General features: G+C 71.8%; 14 protein-coding genes. All 14 read right to left on the bottom strand.

Features of this window, described 5'->3' with window-relative positions; genetic code table 11:
• Positions 1-75: 75 nt before the first annotated feature.
• The 14 genes from AC2TEW_RS26875 to AC2TEW_RS26810 all read right to left on the bottom strand — a co-directional run bounded on the left by AC2TEW_RS26875 (position 76) and on the right by AC2TEW_RS26810 (position 18166).
• On the bottom strand, positions 76-3144 hold the full coding sequence (locus AC2TEW_RS26875; RefSeq protein WP_484625939.1) for an Ig-like domain-containing protein: 3069 nt from the start codon (positions 3142-3144) through the stop codon (positions 76-78).
• A 163-nt stretch (positions 3145-3307) separates the two neighbouring features.
• On the bottom strand, positions 3308-4264 hold the full coding sequence (locus AC2TEW_RS26870) for a carbohydrate ABC transporter permease (RefSeq protein WP_484625938.1): 957 nt from the start codon (positions 4262-4264) through the stop codon (positions 3308-3310).
• Complete coding sequence (locus AC2TEW_RS26865; RefSeq protein WP_484625937.1) at positions 4261-5277, bottom strand: carbohydrate ABC transporter permease; 1017 nt, start codon at positions 5275-5277, stop codon at positions 4261-4263. Before AC2TEW_RS26865 ends, AC2TEW_RS26870 begins: the two co-directional genes overlap by 4 nt.
• A gap of 237 nt (positions 5278-5514) precedes the next feature.
• Positions 5515-6879, bottom strand: a complete 1365-nt coding sequence (locus tag AC2TEW_RS26860; protein ID WP_484625936.1) for an ABC transporter substrate-binding protein — start codon at positions 6877-6879, stop codon at positions 5515-5517.
• Positions 6880-7230: 351 nt separating this feature from the next.
• Positions 7231-8448, bottom strand: coding sequence for a cytochrome P450 family protein (locus AC2TEW_RS26855; RefSeq protein ID WP_484625935.1), 1218 nt, complete (start codon positions 8446-8448; stop codon positions 7231-7233).
• 186 nt (positions 8449-8634) lie between these two features.
• Positions 8635-9882, bottom strand: a complete 1248-nt coding sequence (locus AC2TEW_RS26850; RefSeq protein WP_484625934.1) for a cytochrome P450 — start codon at positions 9880-9882, stop codon at positions 8635-8637.
• A complete protein-coding gene (locus AC2TEW_RS26845; protein WP_484625933.1) occupies positions 9879-10508 on the bottom strand; it encodes a GTP-binding protein in 630 nt (209 codons plus the stop codon). The genes AC2TEW_RS26850 and AC2TEW_RS26845 overlap by 4 nt, the downstream gene beginning before the upstream one ends.
• Positions 10489-10857 carry a DUF742 domain-containing protein gene (locus tag AC2TEW_RS26840; protein WP_484625932.1) on the bottom strand — a complete coding sequence of 123 codons (369 nt, stop codon included), beginning with the start codon at positions 10855-10857 and terminating at the stop codon, positions 10489-10491. Before AC2TEW_RS26840 ends, AC2TEW_RS26845 begins: the two co-directional genes overlap by 20 nt.
• Positions 10854-11264: a roadblock/LC7 domain-containing protein gene (locus tag AC2TEW_RS26835; RefSeq protein ID WP_033818680.1), complete on the bottom strand. Its 411-nt coding sequence runs from the start codon at positions 11262-11264 to the stop codon at positions 10854-10856. The genes AC2TEW_RS26840 and AC2TEW_RS26835 overlap by 4 nt, the downstream gene beginning before the upstream one ends.
• Positions 11264-13003, bottom strand: coding sequence for an ATP-binding protein (locus AC2TEW_RS26830; RefSeq protein ID WP_484625931.1), 1740 nt, complete (start codon positions 13001-13003; stop codon positions 11264-11266). Before AC2TEW_RS26830 ends, AC2TEW_RS26835 begins: the two co-directional genes overlap by 1 nt.
• Positions 13004-13215: 212 nt before the next feature.
• A complete protein-coding gene (locus tag AC2TEW_RS26825; RefSeq protein WP_484625930.1) occupies positions 13216-13764 on the bottom strand; it encodes a Clp protease N-terminal domain-containing protein in 549 nt (182 codons plus the stop codon).
• 2 nt (positions 13765-13766) lie between these two features.
• Positions 13767-13997: an RNA polymerase subunit sigma-70 gene (locus AC2TEW_RS26820; RefSeq protein ID WP_484625929.1), complete on the bottom strand. Its 231-nt coding sequence runs from the start codon at positions 13995-13997 to the stop codon at positions 13767-13769.
• A 66-nt stretch (positions 13998-14063) separates the two neighbouring features.
• The gene (locus tag AC2TEW_RS26815) at positions 14064-14900 is read right to left on the bottom strand and encodes an outer membrane protein assembly factor BamB family protein (RefSeq protein ID WP_484625928.1); all 837 of its coding nucleotides are present in this window, start codon (positions 14898-14900) and stop codon (positions 14064-14066) included.
• Between the two features lie 380 nt (positions 14901-15280).
• Positions 15281-18166 carry a vitamin B12-dependent ribonucleotide reductase gene (locus AC2TEW_RS26810; protein WP_484625927.1) on the bottom strand — a complete coding sequence of 962 codons (2886 nt, stop codon included), beginning with the start codon at positions 18164-18166 and terminating at the stop codon, positions 15281-15283.
• Positions 18167-18285 lie beyond the last annotated feature (119 nt).

Raw genomic sequence — 18285 nt, 5'->3', positions numbered from 1 at the left:
TTCAAAACCCCGGAGGGGCGCCTGTGTCGCAGAGTTGTGACACAGACGCCCCTCCGGGGCCGGCAGCGGGTCCGATCAGTAGGACCCGTACAGCGAGTAGGCCAGCGAGTCCTTGACCGCCGGGCCGAAGTCGGACGGCCAAGTGCCGAACGGGACCCCGCCGCTGCTGTAGGCACCCTGTCCCGCGGTGCCGCCGCTGTAGTTCATGTTGTTGACCGAGGAGGTGGTCCCGTTGCTGTTGTAGACCAGCCAGTAGGTGGTGTTGGCGGCCAGCGTGACGCTGACCGGCACCGTGTTCCAGTCGTTGACCGAGAGCGTGCCGCTCGCGGTGGAGACCACGAGGGTGCCGGGCGAGCCCGCGTTGTCCGTGTAGACGGCGAGTTGGTACTGGTTGTTGGGAGCCGCACTGACCGAGCCGACGTGGACGCTGAGCGAGGTCAGCGGCACGGGCGAGGCGCCGGTGGTGATCTTGCTGCCGTTCATGTGGTTGGAGTCGGTGTCGTCGATCAGGGTCCCGACCGCCGTGTTGCCGATGGTCTTGGGCGGCGCGCCGCCCGTGGTGAAGGCCAGGTTGTAGGGGGCGGCCAGGGTGTTGCCGGCGGTGTCCTTCACCCCCTGCACGGTGGCGGTGAAGCCGGTGGTCAGCGCGAGCGCCGCCGACGGCGTGAAGACCGCGCCGTTGGTCGCCGAGTCGTACGTCACGGTGCCCGCCACCGGCGTGGAGCCGGAGGTGGTCTTCAGGGTGACGGTCGAGCCGGACACGGTCGCCGGGTTGAGCGGCTCGCTGAAGTTGAAGCGGACCGCCGAGGACGGGGCCACACCGGTGGCGCCGGCCGCCGGGGAGGTCCCGGTGACGGTCGGTGCCGTGGTGTCCTGCCCGTAGGTGACGCTGTACGAGCCGACCGTGCCGTCGAAGAACGCGTAGGCGACGCCCTTGATGGTCTCGATCCGGTAGGTGAGCGCCTGGCCCTGCCGGCTGATGCCGGTGAGGGTGCCCGCCGCGGAGGTCACGGGGACCATCGCGCGCAGGCCGTTGGTGCCGCCGGTGATGTCGAAGGTGAGCTTGTTGGCGTTCCACGCCATCTTGCTGAAGGCCGAGCCGTTGCGCCCGTCCAGCCAGGTGAGCATCTGACGGCCCGACACCACCGGGGCGCCCTTGGCCTTGGCGGCCGAGATGATCGCGTCGGAGGCGGTGGAGGCGGCGTAGTCGGTGTGGATGTTGGCGGTGAGGGCCGCGTAGTAGCCCTGGCTGCCGTAGGCGGCGTCCAGCAGGGTGTTGACCGTCGAGGGGTACGACTGGCCGGACTCGTCGGTCAGCTGGGTGGTCGCCTGGTACTCGTCGATCACACTGCCGTCGGTGTCGGCGAACTTCATGATCTGGCCGGTGCCGTTGAAGTAGCCGGCCCGGTCCTTGGTGAAGGAGGCCGGGTAGAAGTAGTAGTCCTCGTCCAGCCGGATCCCGTTGGCCAGCTTGGTCTTGGCCTGGGTCGCCCAGTCGTCCCACTCGACGCAGTGGGTGCGGCTGCTGGCGGGCGTCGGCAGGGTGGAGTACTTGGACTTCCACTCGCCCAGCTGGGCGGCGTAGACGGACTGCAGGTTGGCGGCGGTCCCCCACGGCTTGCAGCCGGTGGTCACGTGCACGCCGACCTCGAAGCCCTCGTCGGTGTAGGCCTGGGCCTGCGCCGGGGTCATCGGGTCGTCGGTGTAGATGTACGAGGAGCCGCGCACGCACTCCCAGTTGGCCACGTTGCAGCCGGGCGGGCTCTGTGCGATGTAGCCGTCCCAGCGGCCGACGGTGCCGCCGATGCCGTGGTCGTCACCGCTCATCACCACGACGGCCTTGACGTCCCGCGGGAAGTACCAGAACCGCGGCAGCGGCTTCTTGGCCAGGTCCATGGTGGTGATCAGGTTGGCGAGCAGGCGCTGCTGCTCGTCGGCGATCGGGATCAGCGCCTTGTCGAGGTTGTTCCAGTCCGGCTGGCCGCCGGTGCCGTAGAACATCTCGCTGGCCTCGTAGCCGTCGGTGGAGTCGCGCTGCTGCCCGGCCCAGGCGATGTTGCCCTGCCGGGTCTGGACCACGGACTTGGCCAGGTCGAAGGTGAACGCCGCCGCTCGGCCGGTGCCCGCGGTGCGCAGCGTGACGGCAGGGTTGGCGGTGGCCGTGTTGGCGTCGCTGTAGAGCGTGGCGACGGCGGTGGCGCCGTTCAGGGTGTACCGGTCGGCGGTGCCGTGGAAGCCCATGGTGTCGGAGGTCAGTCCGGCGCCGGGGGCGGCCGAGGTGTCGATCTTCAGGTACGAGTCGCCGATCGTGTCGGGCGTCGCGGTCAGGCCCAGCAGCGGTGCGAGCTGCTTGTCGGGCCGCATCGCGATCAGCCGGCCGCCGCCGTTGGTCCAGGTGGTGAACATGCTCACCTGGGCCGGGGTGAGCGACGACTCGCCCAGCAGCACCACGTCATAGGAGGCGAGGGTGGTGGCCGAGACCCCGGAGAGGTCGCTGACCTTGTAGTAGTTCAGGCCCTCGGCCTTGAGGATCTCGGTGTAGTACCGGGTGTAGGGGTTGGCCGGGTTGCTGATCAGCAGGATCGGACCCTCGTTGCCGGGGCCCGCGCCGGGCGGGGTCGCGGTGCCGGCGTCCGGCGTGTACGTCGCGTACATCGAGAAGCTGACGCTCTCGGTCGCGGCGGTGCCGAACGCGGCCGGCCAGGTCCCGAAGGCGGTGCCGCCGACGCTGTACCCGCTGGTGCCGCCGCCCGCGTACTTCAGGTTGTTGACCGCCGCCGAGCTGCCGTTGCTGTTGTAGGCCAGCCAGTACGGGGTGTTGGGGGCCAGGGTGGCCGTCAGCGCGAGGGTGTTCCAGCTGTTGGCGCTGAGCGTGCCGGAGGTGCTGCTGGCGAGCAGCGAGCCGGGCTTGCCGGACGCGTCGGTGTAGATCCCCACCTGGTACTGGTTGTTGGGCGCGGCGTCGACCGCGCCGACGTAGACGCTGACACTGCTGACCGCACCACCGTTGGAGCCCGTGACGTAGCGCGAGGTGTTCATGTGGTTGGAGTCACCGGAGTCGGTCGAGCCGCCGACCGTGGTGGTGCCGAGCGTTGCCGTGCCAGCCGCCTGGGCCGGGGCCGCGACCAGTGCCGCAGCTGCCATCAGGGCCACCACCAGGCCCGACACACGTTTCCTGAACCTCACACGAGCCCCCAGATCGGATTACCACACCAGCGGCGGAATCGCCGCTACCGGTGTACCGGCTGGAAGGCGGTCATGTCCTTGGAATCACCACATTCCTGGGACAGGTCAACCCGAAATCCGGTCAGCCCTTGACGGAACCGGCCAACAGACCACGCACGAAGAAGCGTTGCAGAGCGAAGAAGACGGCCAGCGGGACGATCAGCGAGAGGAAGGCCCCGGCGGTCAGCAGCTCCCAGCGCCCGCCGAACGACCCCGAGAGCTGGGCCAGCCGGGCGGTCATCGGCGCCACGTCCGCCGAGCCGCCGGCAAAGGTGAGCGCCACCAGCAGGTCGTTCCAGACCCACAGGAACTGGAAGATCGCGAAGGAGGCGAGCGCTGGCGTGCACAGCGGCAGCACGATCGAGGTGAAGATCCTGAAGTGCGAGGCGCCGTCCACCACCGCCGCCTCCATCAGGTCCCGCGGCAGTTGGGAGATGAAGTTGTGCAGCAGGAAGGTGGCGAGCGGCAGCGCGAACATCGTGTGCGCGAGCCAGACCGGCACGTACGTTCCGCTCAGGTCCACCGCCGGGACGATGGTGAGCGAGCCGAGGTGAGCACCTCCGGAGAACAGCCGCAGCAGCGGGATCAGCGCCATCTGCAGCGGCACCACCTGCAGCGCGAAGATCACGAAGAAGACGGTGTCGCTCCCCTTGAACCGCACCCAGGCCAGCACGTACGCCGCCATCGCCGCCAGCACCAGCGGGAAGAGCGTGGCCGGCAGGCTGATCGCCAGCGAGTTCACCAGGTACGGCATCAGGCCGCCGCTGACGCTGAAGCCGCCCTCGAAGAGCACCGTGTGGTAGTTGGACAGGGTCAGGTCGGGATGGACGAACACCTCCCACCAGCCGCTGCTCGCCACGTCCTGCTTGGGCCGCAGCGAGGTGGCCAGCAGGCCGAAGGTGGGGATCGTCCACAGCACCGTCACCACGATCACCACCAGCGAGCCGAGCGGGCTGCCGAGCGACTTGCGGGCGGTCCGGACCCCGGCCGCCCCCGCCCCCCGGGCGCGGGCGGTGCGGCCAACTGCGGTCTCGCTCATCGGGTCGCACGCTCCTTGCGCAGTTGGACGATGTTGTACGCCACCAGCGGCAGCACCGCCACGAAGAGGATCACCGCGAGCGCGCTGCCGCGGCCGACGTTGTACTGCACGAACGACTGCTCGTACATCTCGTTGGCCAGCACCTGGGTGCCGAAGTTGCCGCCGGTCATGGTGCGGACGATGTCGAAGGCCTTCAGTGTGGTGATCATGACGGTGGTCAGCACCACCACCAGCGTGGTGCGGATCATCGGGACGGTGACGAACCAGAACAGCCGCACTCCCCCGGCGCCGTCCAGCCGAGCCGCCTCGGTGATCTCGTCCGGGATGGCCTTGATCGCCGCGGAGAGCACCACCATGGCGAAGCCGGTCTGGACCCAGACCATCACCACCATCAGCAGGAAGTTGTTGAGCGGCTGCGACAGGATCCAGTTCGGCGGGTGTTCCCAGCCGAGGCTCACCGCCAGCTGGCTGAGCAGCCCGACCTGCGGCTGCGCGGCGTCCCGGGCCTCGTAGACGAACTTCCAGATGATCCCGGCGCCCACCAGCGAGACCGCCATCGGCATGAAGATCAGCGACTTGTAGACCGCCTGGCCCTTCATCCGGTCGACCAGCAGCGCGAGCAGCAGGCCGAGCCCGGTGGCCGCGAGCGGTGCGACCACCAGCCACAGCAGGGTGTTCTGCAGCACCTGCTGGACGGACTCGGTGGTCAGCGCCCAGACGTAGTTCTTGGCGCCGAGGAAGCGGGTGGAGTCGTCGTTGCGCAGGCTCAGGAAGACGGTCCGCAGCAGGGGCACGACCAGGCCGACGAAGAGCAGCAGCAGGGCCGGCCCGAGCAGGACCAGGATGGTCAGCGGCCGGGACAGCCGCCCGCGGACCAGACTCGTCAGGCCGAACACCACCAGCAGCGCGACCACGAACCCGGCCATGGCGACGGTGCTGTTGAGGAGTTTGACCGACGCGTCCGCCCATGCCGATTCGGCCAGCCGGGCGGTGGCGAGCGAGGCCGTCGGCATACGGAGGTCCTTCCACGGGTGACGGCCCGCACGGGCGGGCGGGCCGGATGAGGTCGGGGTCAACCGGGACGATCAGGGCGGTCGGGTAGACCGGGACGGTCGGGGACGACGAACGACGAATGACGGACGACGGACGACGCCGGGCGGGAGGGCGGCGGGGCGGGTGGGACACCCCGGCGGGGACAGCCGGGCGGGGGCAGCGCGGGTGGGTGGACCCGCGCTGCCCGGTGGGGCCGGCTACTGCGGCCAGGCCGCGTCGATGTCGGCCGCCACCTTCGGGATGGCCTGTCCCTCGGCGAACCAGGCGGTGAGCGACTTCCACTCCTGCCCCGCACCGACGGCGGCGGGCATCAGGTCGGAGCCGTCGAAGCGGAACGTCGCCGCCGGGTCGGTCAGCGCGTCGGCCGAGAGCCGGTCGATCGGGTCGGTGTAGAGGCTCTTGTCCACGCCCTGGTTGGCGGAGACCCAGCCCTGCGAGACCTTGACCCGGCTGCTCGCCCAGTCGGCGCTGGAGAGGTAGTTCTGCACCGCCTGCACCTCGGGCCGGTCGGAGAAGGCGGTGACGAACTCGCCGCCGCCCTCGACCGGGTTGGTGACCGACGGGTTCACGGCCGGGAGGTGGAAGGCGAAGATGTCGCCGTCCGGCCCGATGCTGGTGCCCTGCGGCCACTGGGCGCGGTAGAACGACGCCTGCTGGAGCATCCAGCACTTGCTGCTCAGGATGGGGGTCCCGGCGTCCTGGAAGGTGGTCGTGGCGATCGACTTCACGTCGCCGATGCCGCCGTTGACCCAGGCCGGGTTCTGCATCCAGCCGGCCACCGTCTGCATCGCCTCGGTGATCTTCGGGTCGCTGAACTTGACCTTGTGGCTGACCCACTGGTCGTAGACGTCACCGCCGTGGGTGCCGAGCACGACCTCCTCCAGCCAGTCGGTGGCGGGCCAGCCGGTGGCGGTGCCGGAACCGATCCCGCCGCACCAGGGCTTGCCCCCGCCGGCCTTGGCGATCTTGTCGCTGAGCGACATCAGGTCGGCCCAGGTCTTCGGGACCTCGTAGCCGGCCTGCTTGAACGCCTTCGGCGAGTACCAGACCAGCGACTTCATGTTGGCGCTCATCGGCGCGGCGTAGAAGGTGCCGTTGACCGAGCCGTAGGTCTTCCAGACCGGGCTCCACTTGTCCTCGTTGGCCACGGTCTGGGCCGGTGGCTTCACGACCTTGCCGGTCTTCACCATCTGGGCGAGCAGTCCGGGCTGCGGCACGATGGCGAAGTCCGGGGCGTTCCCGCCGGCCACCCGCACCGGGAGCTGGGACTCGAAGTCCGGGGAGCCCTCATAGACGATCTTGATGCCCGTACAGGAACTGAACTCGGACCAGGACTTCTCCAGCGAGTCCGACTCCGGGCTGCGGATCGAGGCGAACATCGTCACCTTGGTGCCGGAGTGGCCGGCGTAGGCCTGGTACTTCGCGCAGTCGCCGGTCAGCGGGGCGGCGTCCGCCCCGTCGCCCTTGGCGGACCCGCCCGAGCTGTTCGAGCAGGCTGCGGCAAGTACCAAGCCGAGCACGGCCGGTACGGCAAGCAGGCGGCGCCGATGCGTCCCGTTCATCGGCATCCCTCGGTCGCGGTCGAAGTGGCGGTCAATGAGTCCTCCTCGCCAGGGCATGGGCATGCCAGCAGTACGACAGAACAACACTGCGCTGAACCGGAGATTGTCTACCCAGCGATCGCTGGCTTTTAGACGTTAACCCACCTGTCATTCGTGGCCAAGGCATGCGTTCGACCTTCACCGGCCGGTGCCTCAGTCGTAACACGGCTGTGCTGCGGCACCACGGCGGACCGGGGGCCGGGCAGGCGCCCGGCCCTCGGTACACGTACCGAAACCGCAGCCGGAGCCGACCGGACCGGGATCCGGACCCGGCCGCACTCACAACGGACCCCACCGGCCCCGGAGCCGGGCTCAGAGCCGGACCGGCAGCTCCCGCAGGCTGTTGACCACCATCGACGGGCTCGGCCGCAGCTCCTCGTCGCCGACCGCGAGCGCGAGGTCGGGGAAGCGCTCGAACAGCGCCGGCAGCGCGATCCCGGCCTCCAGCCGGGCCAGCGGCGAGCCCGGGCAGACGTGCGGGCCGTGGCCGAAGGACAGGTGCCGGATCGGGTCGCGGGTGAGGTCGAACACCTCCGCCGTGATCCCGTGCTGCGCCGGGTCCCGCCCGATCGCGTTGTACGAGATCAGCACCGGCTCGCCCTGTGGGATCACGGTGTCCGCCACCTTGATGTCCTCGCTGGCGAAGCGGAACAGGAAGTTGCTGGTCGGCGGGGTCCAGCGGAGCGACTCCTCGACCGCCGCCGCCCACCCGACCTGCCCCGAGCGCACCAGGGCCAGCTGGTCGGGGTGGGTGAGCAGGGCCCGGACCGCGTTGCTGATCAGGTTGACGGTGGTCTCGTGGCCCGCCGCGATGATCACCCGCAGGGTGGCCGCGGCCTCCGCGTCGCTCAGCGCGCCGCCCTCGACGTCGGCCACCAGCAGGGCGCTGGTCAGATCGTCACCCGGGTCGGCCCGGCGGGCCGCCACCAGGTCGGCGACGAAGGCGTTCAGGGCGGCGATGGTCGCCGGGACGTCCGCCGGCTTGGTGGTGCTGCTGAAGAAGCGCTCGTACAACTCCCGAATGTAGGCGTGGTCGCGCTCCGGCACCCCGAGCAGCCAGCCGATCACCGACATCGGCAGCGGGAAGGCGAAGACCGTCTTCAGGTCCACCACCGGTCCGGCCGCCGCCAGGTCGTCCAGCAGCTTCGCGGTGATCTCCTCGATCTTCGGCCGCATCAGCTCGACCCGGCGCGGGGTGAAGGCCTGCGCCACGATCGCCCGCAGCCGCCGGTGCGCGGCCCCGTCCGTGGTGACCATCGACGGCCCGGGCACCGCCAGGCCGATCAGCGGCCAGGTCTTCGGCACCTCGCCGCGCTGGTACGCCGCCCAGTGCGCGGCGTCCTTCACCAGCCGGTGGTCGGTCAGCAGCTCCCGGGCCTCCGCGTGCCGGGTGACCGCCCAGCCGCGCACCCCGCCGAGCAGTTCGACCGGCACCACCGCGCCGGCCGCGCGCAGCCGGGCGCCCTCCGCCACGTTGTCGCTCGCCATCGGGTCCATCACGATCGGGTCCATCACGATCGGGGCGGTCATCCGCTCACTCTCCATCACTCACGGGTCGGGTCGGTCGGCCTCGGGCAGGGCAGCCCTGCGGGTGCGCCCGCACCGGACGGCCGGGGCGCACCCACGGCGCGCGTGCACCGGAGCATGGGGCGGACCATGCGCCGGACACAGGGGCGAACGCGGCCGGGGGCCGGTCAGGTTCGGACGCGGGCCGGTTCAGTCCGCCACGTAGCCCGGCGTGAACGCCACCGGCAGCGCGACCAGCGCCCGCACCCAGGCCGACGGCCGCCACACCAGCGCGCTCTCCGCGACCGCCAGCCGCAGGTCCGGCAGCCGGTCCAGGAGCACCTCGATGGCCGTGGTCGCGATCACCTCGGCCGCCTCGGCCGCCGCGTGCGGGCAGCCGTGGTCGCCGTAGGAGAAGCTCAGGTAGGCCCGGTTCCCCTCGGCCGGACGGCCGCCGTCGGGCCGCACCGCCGGGTCCGCGTTGGCGCCCGCGAACCCGAGCAGCACCATGTCGCCCTTGCCGATCTTCTGGCCGCCGAGCTGGGTGTCCCGGGTCGCCCAGCGGCCCGCGAAGATCTGCGTCGGGGTGTCCTCCCAGAGCGCCTCGCCGAGCGCCTGCCCGATCGAGCGCCGGCCGCCCGACAGCGAGGCCGCGAACCGGTCGTCGGTGAGCATCAGCCGCAGCGCGTTGGAGATCCAGTACGCCGTGGTCTGGTGGCCCGCGATCAGCAGCACCCGCAGGTCCCGCATGATCTCGTCGTCGGTCAGCCCGGACTCGTGCGCCACCAGCACCGAGGTCATGTCGGCGGCCGGGTTCACCCGCCGCTCCTGCACCAGCTCCAGCATCACCGCCAGCAGGTCGACCGCGCCGGCCTGGGCGCCGGGCCCGCCGTCCACCATCGCCACCAGCGCCCGGATCAGCCGCGGCGTCTGGTCGTCGCCGAGCCCGAACATCCGGCACAGCGCCAGCAGCGGCACCTGGTGCGCGTACTCGGCCACCAGGTCCGCCTCACCGCGCCCGGCGAACTCGTCGATCAGCCGGTCGGCGATCTCCTCGCAGTACTTCTTCAGCTCGTACGGGTCCACCGACGCCAGTGCCTCGTCCACCGCGGCCCGGCGGCGCTGGTGCTCGGCACCCTCCGCGTACATCACCGAGGGGGCGGAGGTCATCATCGGCCGCAGCGGCCAGTCCGCGGGGATCTCCGGCCACAGGTGCCAGCGGTCGGAGTCCCGGCCGAACACCTTCGACTGGCTGGTCACCAGCTGCAGTTCGCGGTACCCGATCACCAGCCAGGCCGGCACGCCGCCGGCCAGCTCCACCGGGGCCACCGGACCGTGCGTCGAGCGGAGTTCCTGGTAGACCTGCGAAGGGTCGGTCTGGAACCGCGGCCCGTACAGCGGGGCGGCGCCGGCGTGGGCCGGGCAGCCGGGCGGCGGGGTGGTCGCGGGCTCGGTCACAGCGTCTCCTCCACAACAGCTCTCTGGGCTTCGGCCAGCCGGTGCAGGTGCTGCAGCAACTCGATCAGCACCTGCTTGCTCGACTCCCGGTCACGGGCGTCGCAGTCCACCAGCGGGACGTGGTCCGGCAGGTCCAGCGCCGCCCGGACCTCGGCCAGGGTGTGCGCCGGGCCGTCGAAGTTGTTCCGGGCCACCACGAACGGCGTCCCGTGCTGCTCCAGCCGGTCGATGGCGTACCAGGACTCCTCCAGCCGGCGGGTGTCGACCAGCACCACCGCGCCCAGCGCCCCGGAGAACAGCCGGTCCCACAGGAACCAGAACCGCTCCTGGCCCGGCGCGCCGAACAGGTACAGCACGTGCTGGTCGTTGAGGGTGATCCGGCCGAAGTCGAAGGCGACCGTGGTGGACCGCTTGTCGCGGACCGCCGACAGGTCGTCGATGCCCTCGCCCGCCCGGGTCATGGTCTCCTCGGTGTTCAGCGGGCGGATCTCGCTCACCGCACCCACCAAGGTGGTCTTGCCGACCCCGAAACCCCCGACCACCACGATCTTGAGCGCGTTCTCCGCGGTGCTGCGCAGCGGCACCCGGTCGGCGAGCACCGCGGTGTCAGAGCTGTTGGAGACCATGGAGCACCTGCTTCAGCATGTCGAGATCGGGCAGGCGGGCCTTGTTCGGCGCGAACCTGGGGTGGCGGGCCGTGATGGTGCCGGCCTCCAGCAGGTCGCCGAGCAGGATCTTCACCACGCTGACCGGCAGGTCGAGCTCGGCCGCGACCTCGACCACGGCGGTCGGGGTCGCGCACAGCCGCAGGATCCTGGCGTGCTCGGACTGCATGCCCGGCGCCGCCTCCCGCTCCGTGACGATGAGCGTGACCAGGTCGAAGGCGTGCTCCGGCGGGCGGCTGCGCCCTTTGGTCACGGTGTAGAGCCGGTCGGGGTCCTCGTCCCGGCCCGGCAGGTTCCGGGGGGCGTTCACACCCCGGCCTCGATCTCGCGCGGCGGGGCGCTCAGGTACGCCCCGATCTGCTCGATCAGCCCGTGCATGTTGTGCCCGACCACGCCCACGTCGGCGTCGTCGTCGGTGACCACCGCGAGGTGCGCGCCCTCGCCGGCCGCCACGATGCACAGGATGCCGCCGTGGAACTCGGTCATCGACTGCCGCACCCCGCCCGACCCGTCGCCGAACTCGATCGAGGCACCGTGCGCGAGGCTCTGCATCCCGGAGGCGATGGCGGCGAGCTGGTCCGCCTGGTCGGTGCCCAGTCCGAGGGTGTGACAGAGCTTCAGGCCGTCCGCCGACAGCACCAGGGCGTGCCGCGCCCCCGGAGTGCCGCTCACCAGGTTCTCCAACAGCCAGTCGAGATCACGGTCGGTGCTGCTCATCAGGAATCGTCCTTCGGGAGAGCGTCGGTGGTTTCCGGCCCCTGCTGCAGGGCCTTCCGGAAGGCGCCGAAGCGGGCCGCGGACAGGGCCGCGCCGCCGGGGCGTACGGGCTGCGCCGACGGAGCCGGCGCGATGGTGCGGGAGGCGGTGGTGGCGCCGGTCAGGGTCGAACCGCGGCGGCGCTGGGGCAGGCCGCCGGGTCCGGCCGGACCGCCGTCGCCCGGAGCGCCGTCGGCCGGGGTACCGGCCTCGGCGCCGTCGGGGAGCGGCGTCCCGGCGCGCACGGGTTCGGCGCCCACGGGTTCGGCGCGCAGAGGTTCGGTACGCAGGGGTTCGGCGCGGCGGGGCTCCGGGCGGTGCGGCTCCGGGGCGGTGCGCCGGTCGGCCGCGCGCCGGTCCGGGGAGGTGCCGGCCGCCAGCGCCTGGGCCAGTGCCGGGTTCGGGTGGGTGACCAGCTGTTCGGGGATCAGCACCACGACGCCGGTGCCGCCGCGGGCGGACGGGCGGAAGGAGATCGACAGGCCGTGCTTGCGCGCCAGCGAGCCCACCACCGCCAGGCCCAGCCTGGTCCCGGCGGACAGCGCGGTGAGGTCCAGCGGTTCGGCGGAGACTGCCTGTTCGGCCCGGCGCAGCCAGGTGCCGCCGAGGCCGAGGCCGCCGTCCTCGACGGTGATCACCAGGCCCGAGTGGACCTCCTCGACGTACACGTGCACCTCGGCCGGGGGCGCCGAGAAGTTGGCGGCGTTGTCGAGCAGTTCGGCCAGCGTGTGCATCACGCCCTCGGCCGCGAACCCGGCCACCGCGGCCGTGGAGGCCGAGTGCAGCCGGACCCGCTGGTAGGCGCCGATCCGGCCGAGCGCGCCGCGCAGGATCGACTCCACGGCGATCGGCTTGGTCCACCGGCGGCCCGAGCGGGCGCCGGTGAGCACCGCGATGCTGTCGGCCATCCGGCCCACCTGGGCGGTCGAGTGGTCCAGCCCGAGCAGGTCGCCGAGCACGTCGTCGCCGTGCCGGTGCTGCATCTCGCGCAGCTCGGCGTGCATCGAGGTGGCGAGCGCCTGGACCCGGCCGGCGGCGGTGGCGCAGACGGCGAGCGCGGCGGCGCGCTGGCGCTCGCCCCGGCCGATCTCCTCGGCGACCGTGCGCAGCAGGGTGTCGTGCGCGGTGGCCGGGCGGCCGGCCAGCACGGTGTTGACGGCGGCGCCGGCTCGCAGCCGGCCGATCACCTCGGGCAGGGTCTCGTCGGCCAGGTGCTGCAGATCGGCCCGTTCCTGCTCGGCGGTGCGGACCGCGGCGCGCAGCGTCCCGGCCTCGGCGTCGGCCTCGGCGAGCGCGGTGCGCAGGGTGTGCAGCTCGACGCGGTCGTGCTCGGTCCCGGCCTGGGCCTCGGCGAGCGCGGCGCGCAGGGCGGCCGCCACGTTGTGGGCGGCGGTGACGTCGGTGTGCAGCTGGGCGCCCTCGGCCTGGGTCGCGGCCAGCTCCCGGCGGGCCAGGGTGAGCTCGGCCTCGGCCCGGCGGGCGCGGTCGGCGAGCCTGGCGGCGATCGCCACCAGTACGCACCAGGCGAGGACGGCGCCGCCCGCGGTGCCGGCGACCGCCGCCCGGTGCCCGGCCGGGGCGGTGACGATCGCGACGGCCGCGGCGGCCGAGCCGAGCAGGATCGCGAGACCCGCCCGGACTGCGGTGCCGAGGTCCCGGCCTTGGTACGCCGCGCGGGCGGGGCGCGTGCGATCTCTCATCTATCCGGTCCTCGGTGCAGGCGGCAGCGGCAGGCGATCGACATCGCGCGACCGCCCGGGGTGCGCTGCAGGGGCACGCCCCGGGCGGTTGATCAGTACACGCGGTCATCAGATCATATCGATTCAGCACACGGACTCAACCGACCAGTTGACGTTCCGTTGTGCGAACCGAACCCTCCGCATCCGTACAACTGCACATGAACAGTAGCCATTCACCCCAGAGCGACCTCCACCGCCCGCTCGACCTCCGCCGGATCGAGACCCGCGTCACGCACCACCCGCACGGCCGGCCCACCGCCTTCACGCAACAGGCCGAGCAGCAGGTCACCGGCCTCCAGCCGGCGGCTCCCCCGGCCGACGGCCGCCTGCAGGGCCAGCGCGAGGGCCTTCTTCGCGCGGTCCGTGAACCGGATCGCACCCCGGCGCCGGTTCGCGGACGATCCGGGCGCCGGATCGAGCGCCCCCGCCCCGAAGTTCGCCTCGACCGCCTCCCGGACCGCCGCGAGGTCGATGCCGATCGCCGCCAGCGCCTGCCCGTCGACCTCGCCGCCGGAACCGCCGAGCATCCGCAGCACCGCCCGCCGGGCGGTCTCCTGGTCCAGCCCGGCGTCGACCAGGACCGCCGCCGCCGGGTCCGGCCGGCGGCCGAGCACGCCGAGCAGCAGGTGCTCGGTCCCGACGTACGGGTGTCCCATCCGCTCGGCCTCCAGCCGGGCCAGGGTCACGACCTGGCGGGCGCCCTCCGAAAATCGCTCGAACATGGTCAGTCCTCTCCGATTCCCGACAGCTTGCGCGCGTACTTCTTGTGCACGGCCTGCCGGGTGACCCCCAGGCAGACCGCGATCTCGTGCCAGGACCAGCCCCGGCCGCGGGCGTTGCCCACCTGGAGCTCTTCCAGCCGGTCCGCCAGCTCCCGCAGGGCCCGCACCGCCCGCAGCCCGACGGCCGGGTCGCTGCCGCCCGCGGCCTCCGCGAGTTGCTTCGTTTCGCTCATGATGTCAACGTAGGTTGACAACCCGGACGTGTCAACCCTCGTTGACATTCCGGCCGTATCCGTGGCTCACCGGAGCGCCAGCCCCTTCAGCGTCCCCTTTCCCGAGACGGCCACCCGGCCCCCGCCCAGGCCGTGCAGCGCGGCGATCCTCCGGTCCACCGGCTGCCGCCCGACCAGCCGGCCGCCGGCGTCCAGCCTCAGCAGCGACCCGCCCTCGTCGGCCACCACGAAACCTCCGCCGACCTCGGCGACACCCCACGCCGAGGGACTGCCGCCGTCCACCGTCCACAGCCGCCGCCCGTCGGCCGGATCCACCGCCACCCACCCGGCCCGCCGCGCCCGGAGCCACAGCACCGGGCCGCGCAGCTCGGGTGCCCGGGCCGTCAGGTCCGCGTCGTGCGAGAACCAGGCCTCGGCCGTCGCCGCCGAACGCCGCAGCAGTACCAGTGACCGCGGACCGCACCGCACCACGCAGCGGTCCGGGTCGAGCACCGTGAACACCGGCTGCAACTCCGCGTCCACCACGGCCCCGCCGTGGGCCGCCGCGCCGTCCACCGCGCCGGGCAGGCGCCACCGGACGAGCTCCGCGCCGGAGCGCGGGTCGATCAGCCACGCCTCGAGGCCCGAGCCGCAGAGCACCCCGCCGCCCCAGGCCAGCGGGTGCCCCGTCCGTACGGGCTCCGCCCCGCGCCACAGCGGCCGCCCGTCCGCCAGGTCGAACGCGGCGAGCGGGGTGCTGCCGCGCCACCCGCCGACCACCACCACACCGTCCGCCACCACCAGGTGACCGGTGTGCCGGGGCGGCCCGGCGCTCCACACCAGCGTTCCGTCGGCCAGGTCGCGGCAGTCCAGGGTGTCCGGCGCCTGCGGCAGCACCAGGCACCGCCCGTCCGCGACCACCACCGCGCGCGGCCAGGTCCCCCGGGGACGTCCCAGCGCAGGGATCCGTCACCTGCGTCCAGACCGGCCAGCCGGGTCCGGCGCTCGTGCACCACCACCAGGCCCTCGCCCGTCGCCACCGCCGAGTGCGCCCCCGACTGATGAAGTACCCGCTCCCAGAGCGTCTCCACGATCATGCACCCACCCCACCACGGCGACCGCCGGAACGGGCCGGCCGGGCAGGGCCGGCGACACCGGACAGCAGAACGGGAGGGACCGGCCGAAGCCGATCCCTCCCGTACGCTGCGGGTCACTCACCCGCGGGAGCCCGTCCGGGCGGACCGGGCGGTCCGGCCCGGACGGTCCGACCTGTCAGCGGCAGCCGATGTCGGCGGCAGCCGGTGTCAGCTGCAGCCGCTGGTCGAGCCGCAGCCCTCGCAGAGGTAGCAGCTGCCGGCCCGCCGCATCTTCGTCCCGCAGGAGAAGCACAGCGGCGCATCGGCGCTCAGGCCCAGCTGGATCTCCGCCAGTTCGATGGAGTTGTGCGCCTTCGCGGTCGCCGGGGTGACCGCCTTCGGCTGCGCGGCGGCCGGCTCGGGCGCGGCGGCCAGCGGCGCCGACTGGGCCAGGCCCTCGACGTCCAGGTCCTCCTCGACGGGCTCGTAGGAGCCGGTGTCCAGGTGGCGCTGGCGCTCCTCGACGGAGTGGATGCCGAGCGCGGAACGGGTCTCGAACGGCAGGAAGTCCAGCGCCAGGCGGCGGAAGATGTAGTCGACGATCGACTGGGCCATCCGCACGTCCGGGTCGTCGGTCAGACCGGCCGGCTCGAAGCGCATGTTGGTGAACTTCGAGATGTAGGTCTCCAGCGGGACGCCGTACTGCAGGCCCACCGAGACGGCGATGGAGAAGGCGTCCATCATGCCCGCGAGGGTCGAGCCCTGCTTGGACATCTTCAGGAAGACCTCGCCGAGGCCGTCGTCCGGGTAGGAGTTGGCGGTCATGTAGCCCTCGGCGCCACCGACCGTGAAGGAGGTGGTGATGCCGGGCCGGCCCTTCGGCAGGCGGCGGCGGACCGGGCGGTACTCGATGACCTTCTCGACGGTCTTCTCGGCCGCCGGGGCGGCCTCGGCCACCGCGGCCGCCGGGGTCTTGGTCTTCGCCGAGAGCGGCTGGCCGACCTTGCAGTTGTCGCGGTAGATGGCCAGCGCCTTGACGCCGAGCTTCCACGCCTCGAAGTAGATCTCCTCGATCTCCTCGACGGTGGCCACCTCGGGCATGTTGACCGTCTTGGAGATCGCGCCGGAGATCCACGGCTGGATCGCCGCCATCATCCGCACGTGGCCCATGGCGGAGATGACCCGCTCACCCATCGCGCAGTCGAAGACCTCGTAGTGCGCGGGCTTCAGGCCGGGGGCGTCGACCACGTTGCCGTGCTCGGAGATGTGGGCGACCACCGCCTCGATCTGCTCGTCCTGGTAGCCCAGGCGCTTCAGCGCCCGCGGCACCGTGCCGTTGACGATCTGCATCGAGCCGCCGCCGACCAGCTTCTTGAACTTGACCAGGGCGAGGTCGGGCTCGACACCGGTGGTGTCGCAGTCCATCATCAGGCCGATCGTGCCGGTCGGGGCGAGCACCGAGGCCTGCGCGTTGCGGAAGCCGTTGCGCGCGCCGAGGCGGAGCACCTCGGCCCAGGTCTCGGTGGCGGCGGCCCAGACCGGGGCGTCCAGGTCGTCGACCGCGACGGCCGCCGCGTTGGCGTCCGCGTGCTGCTTCATCACCCGCTGGTGCGGGGCCGCGTTGCGGGCGTAGCCCTCGTACGGGCCGACCACGCCGGCCAGCTCGGCGCCGCGGCGGTAGGCGGTGCCGGTCATCAGGGAGGTGATCGCGCCGGCCAGGGCGCGGCCGCCCTCGGAGTCGTAGGCGTGGCCGGTGGCCATCAGCAGGGCGCCGAGGTTGGCGTAGCCGATGCCCAGCTGGCGGTAGGCGCGGGTGGTCTCGCCGATCTTCTCGGTCGGGAAGTCGGCGAAGCAGATGGAGATGTCCATCGCGGTGATGACCAGCTCGACCACCTTGGCGAAGCGCCCGGCGTCGAACGTGTCGTCGTCGTTCAGGAACTTCATCAGGTTGAGCGAGGCGAGGTTGCAGCTGGAGTTGTCCAGGTGCATGTACTCGGAGCAGGGGTTGGACGCGTTGATCCGGCCCGACTCCGGGCAGGTGTGCCAGTGGTTGATGGTCGAGTCGTACTGGATGCCCGGGTCGGCGCAGGCCCAGGCGGCCTCGGCCATCTTGCGGAACAGCTTCTTGGCGTCGACGGTCTCGATGACCTCGCCGGTCATCCGGGCCCGCAGGCCGAACTCGGTGCCGTTCTCGACCGCGGTCATGAACTCGTCCGACACCCGGACCGAGTTGTTGGCGTTCTGGTACTGGACGGAGGTGATGTCGTCCCCGCCGAGGTCCATGTCGAAGCCCGCGTCGCGCAGCGCGCGGATCTTCTCCTCCTCCTTCACCTTGGTCTCGATGAAGGCCTCGACGTCCGGGTGGTCCACGTCCAGGACGACCATCTTGGCCGCCCGGCGGGTCGCGCCGCCGGACTTGATGGTGCCGGCCGAGGCGTCGGCGCCGCGCATGAAGGAGACCGGGCCGGAGGCGTTGCCGCCGGAGGAGAGCAGTTCCTTGGAGGAGCGGATCCGGGAGAGGTTCAGGCCGGCGCCCGAGCCGCCCTTGAAGATCATGCCCTCTTCCTTGTACCAGTCGAGGATCGACTCCATGGAGTCGTCGACGGCCAGGATGAAGCAGGCCGAGACCTGCTGGGGCTGCTTGGTGCCGACGTTGAACCAGACCGGCGAGTTGAAGCTGAACACCTGGTGGAGGAGGGCGTGGGTCAGCTCGTGCTCGAAGATCTCGGCGTCCTGCGGGGAGGCGAAGTAGCCGTTCTTCTCGCCGGCGGCGCGGTAGGTCAGCACCACCCGGTCGATGATCTGCTTCAGGCTCCACTCGCGCTGCGGGCTGCCGACGGCGCCGCGGAAGTACTTGGAGGTGACGATGTTGACCGCGTTGACCGACCAGAAGTCGGGGAACTCGACGCCGCGCTGCTCGAAGTTGACCGAGCCGTCCCGCCAGTTGGTCATGACGACGTCGCGCCGCTCCCAGCTGACCTCGTCGTAGGGGTGCACGCCAGGGGTGGTGTGGATGCGCCCGATCCGCAGGCCGCCCTCGGGGGCCTTGCCGGCCGCCCTCGTCGCCTTGCCGGACTTCGACCCGCGCGCGGAACCGCTCGTCGTGTCTGTCACTTCTGGTCCTCCTCCTGGGCAAACGCCCTGGGCGCCCCGAACCTTCCGGGCACCACTGGTTCGCTTCTCCTGGTGTACGGGGCAGCCGGCCGGCCGGCCGCCCTGCACCTTTTACTACG

The organism is Kitasatospora sp. NEAU-CNBT7, assembly GCF_057220535.1.
Note: the sequence above shows the minus strand (reverse complement) of the source record. Positions and strands in the feature narration are given on the sequence as shown.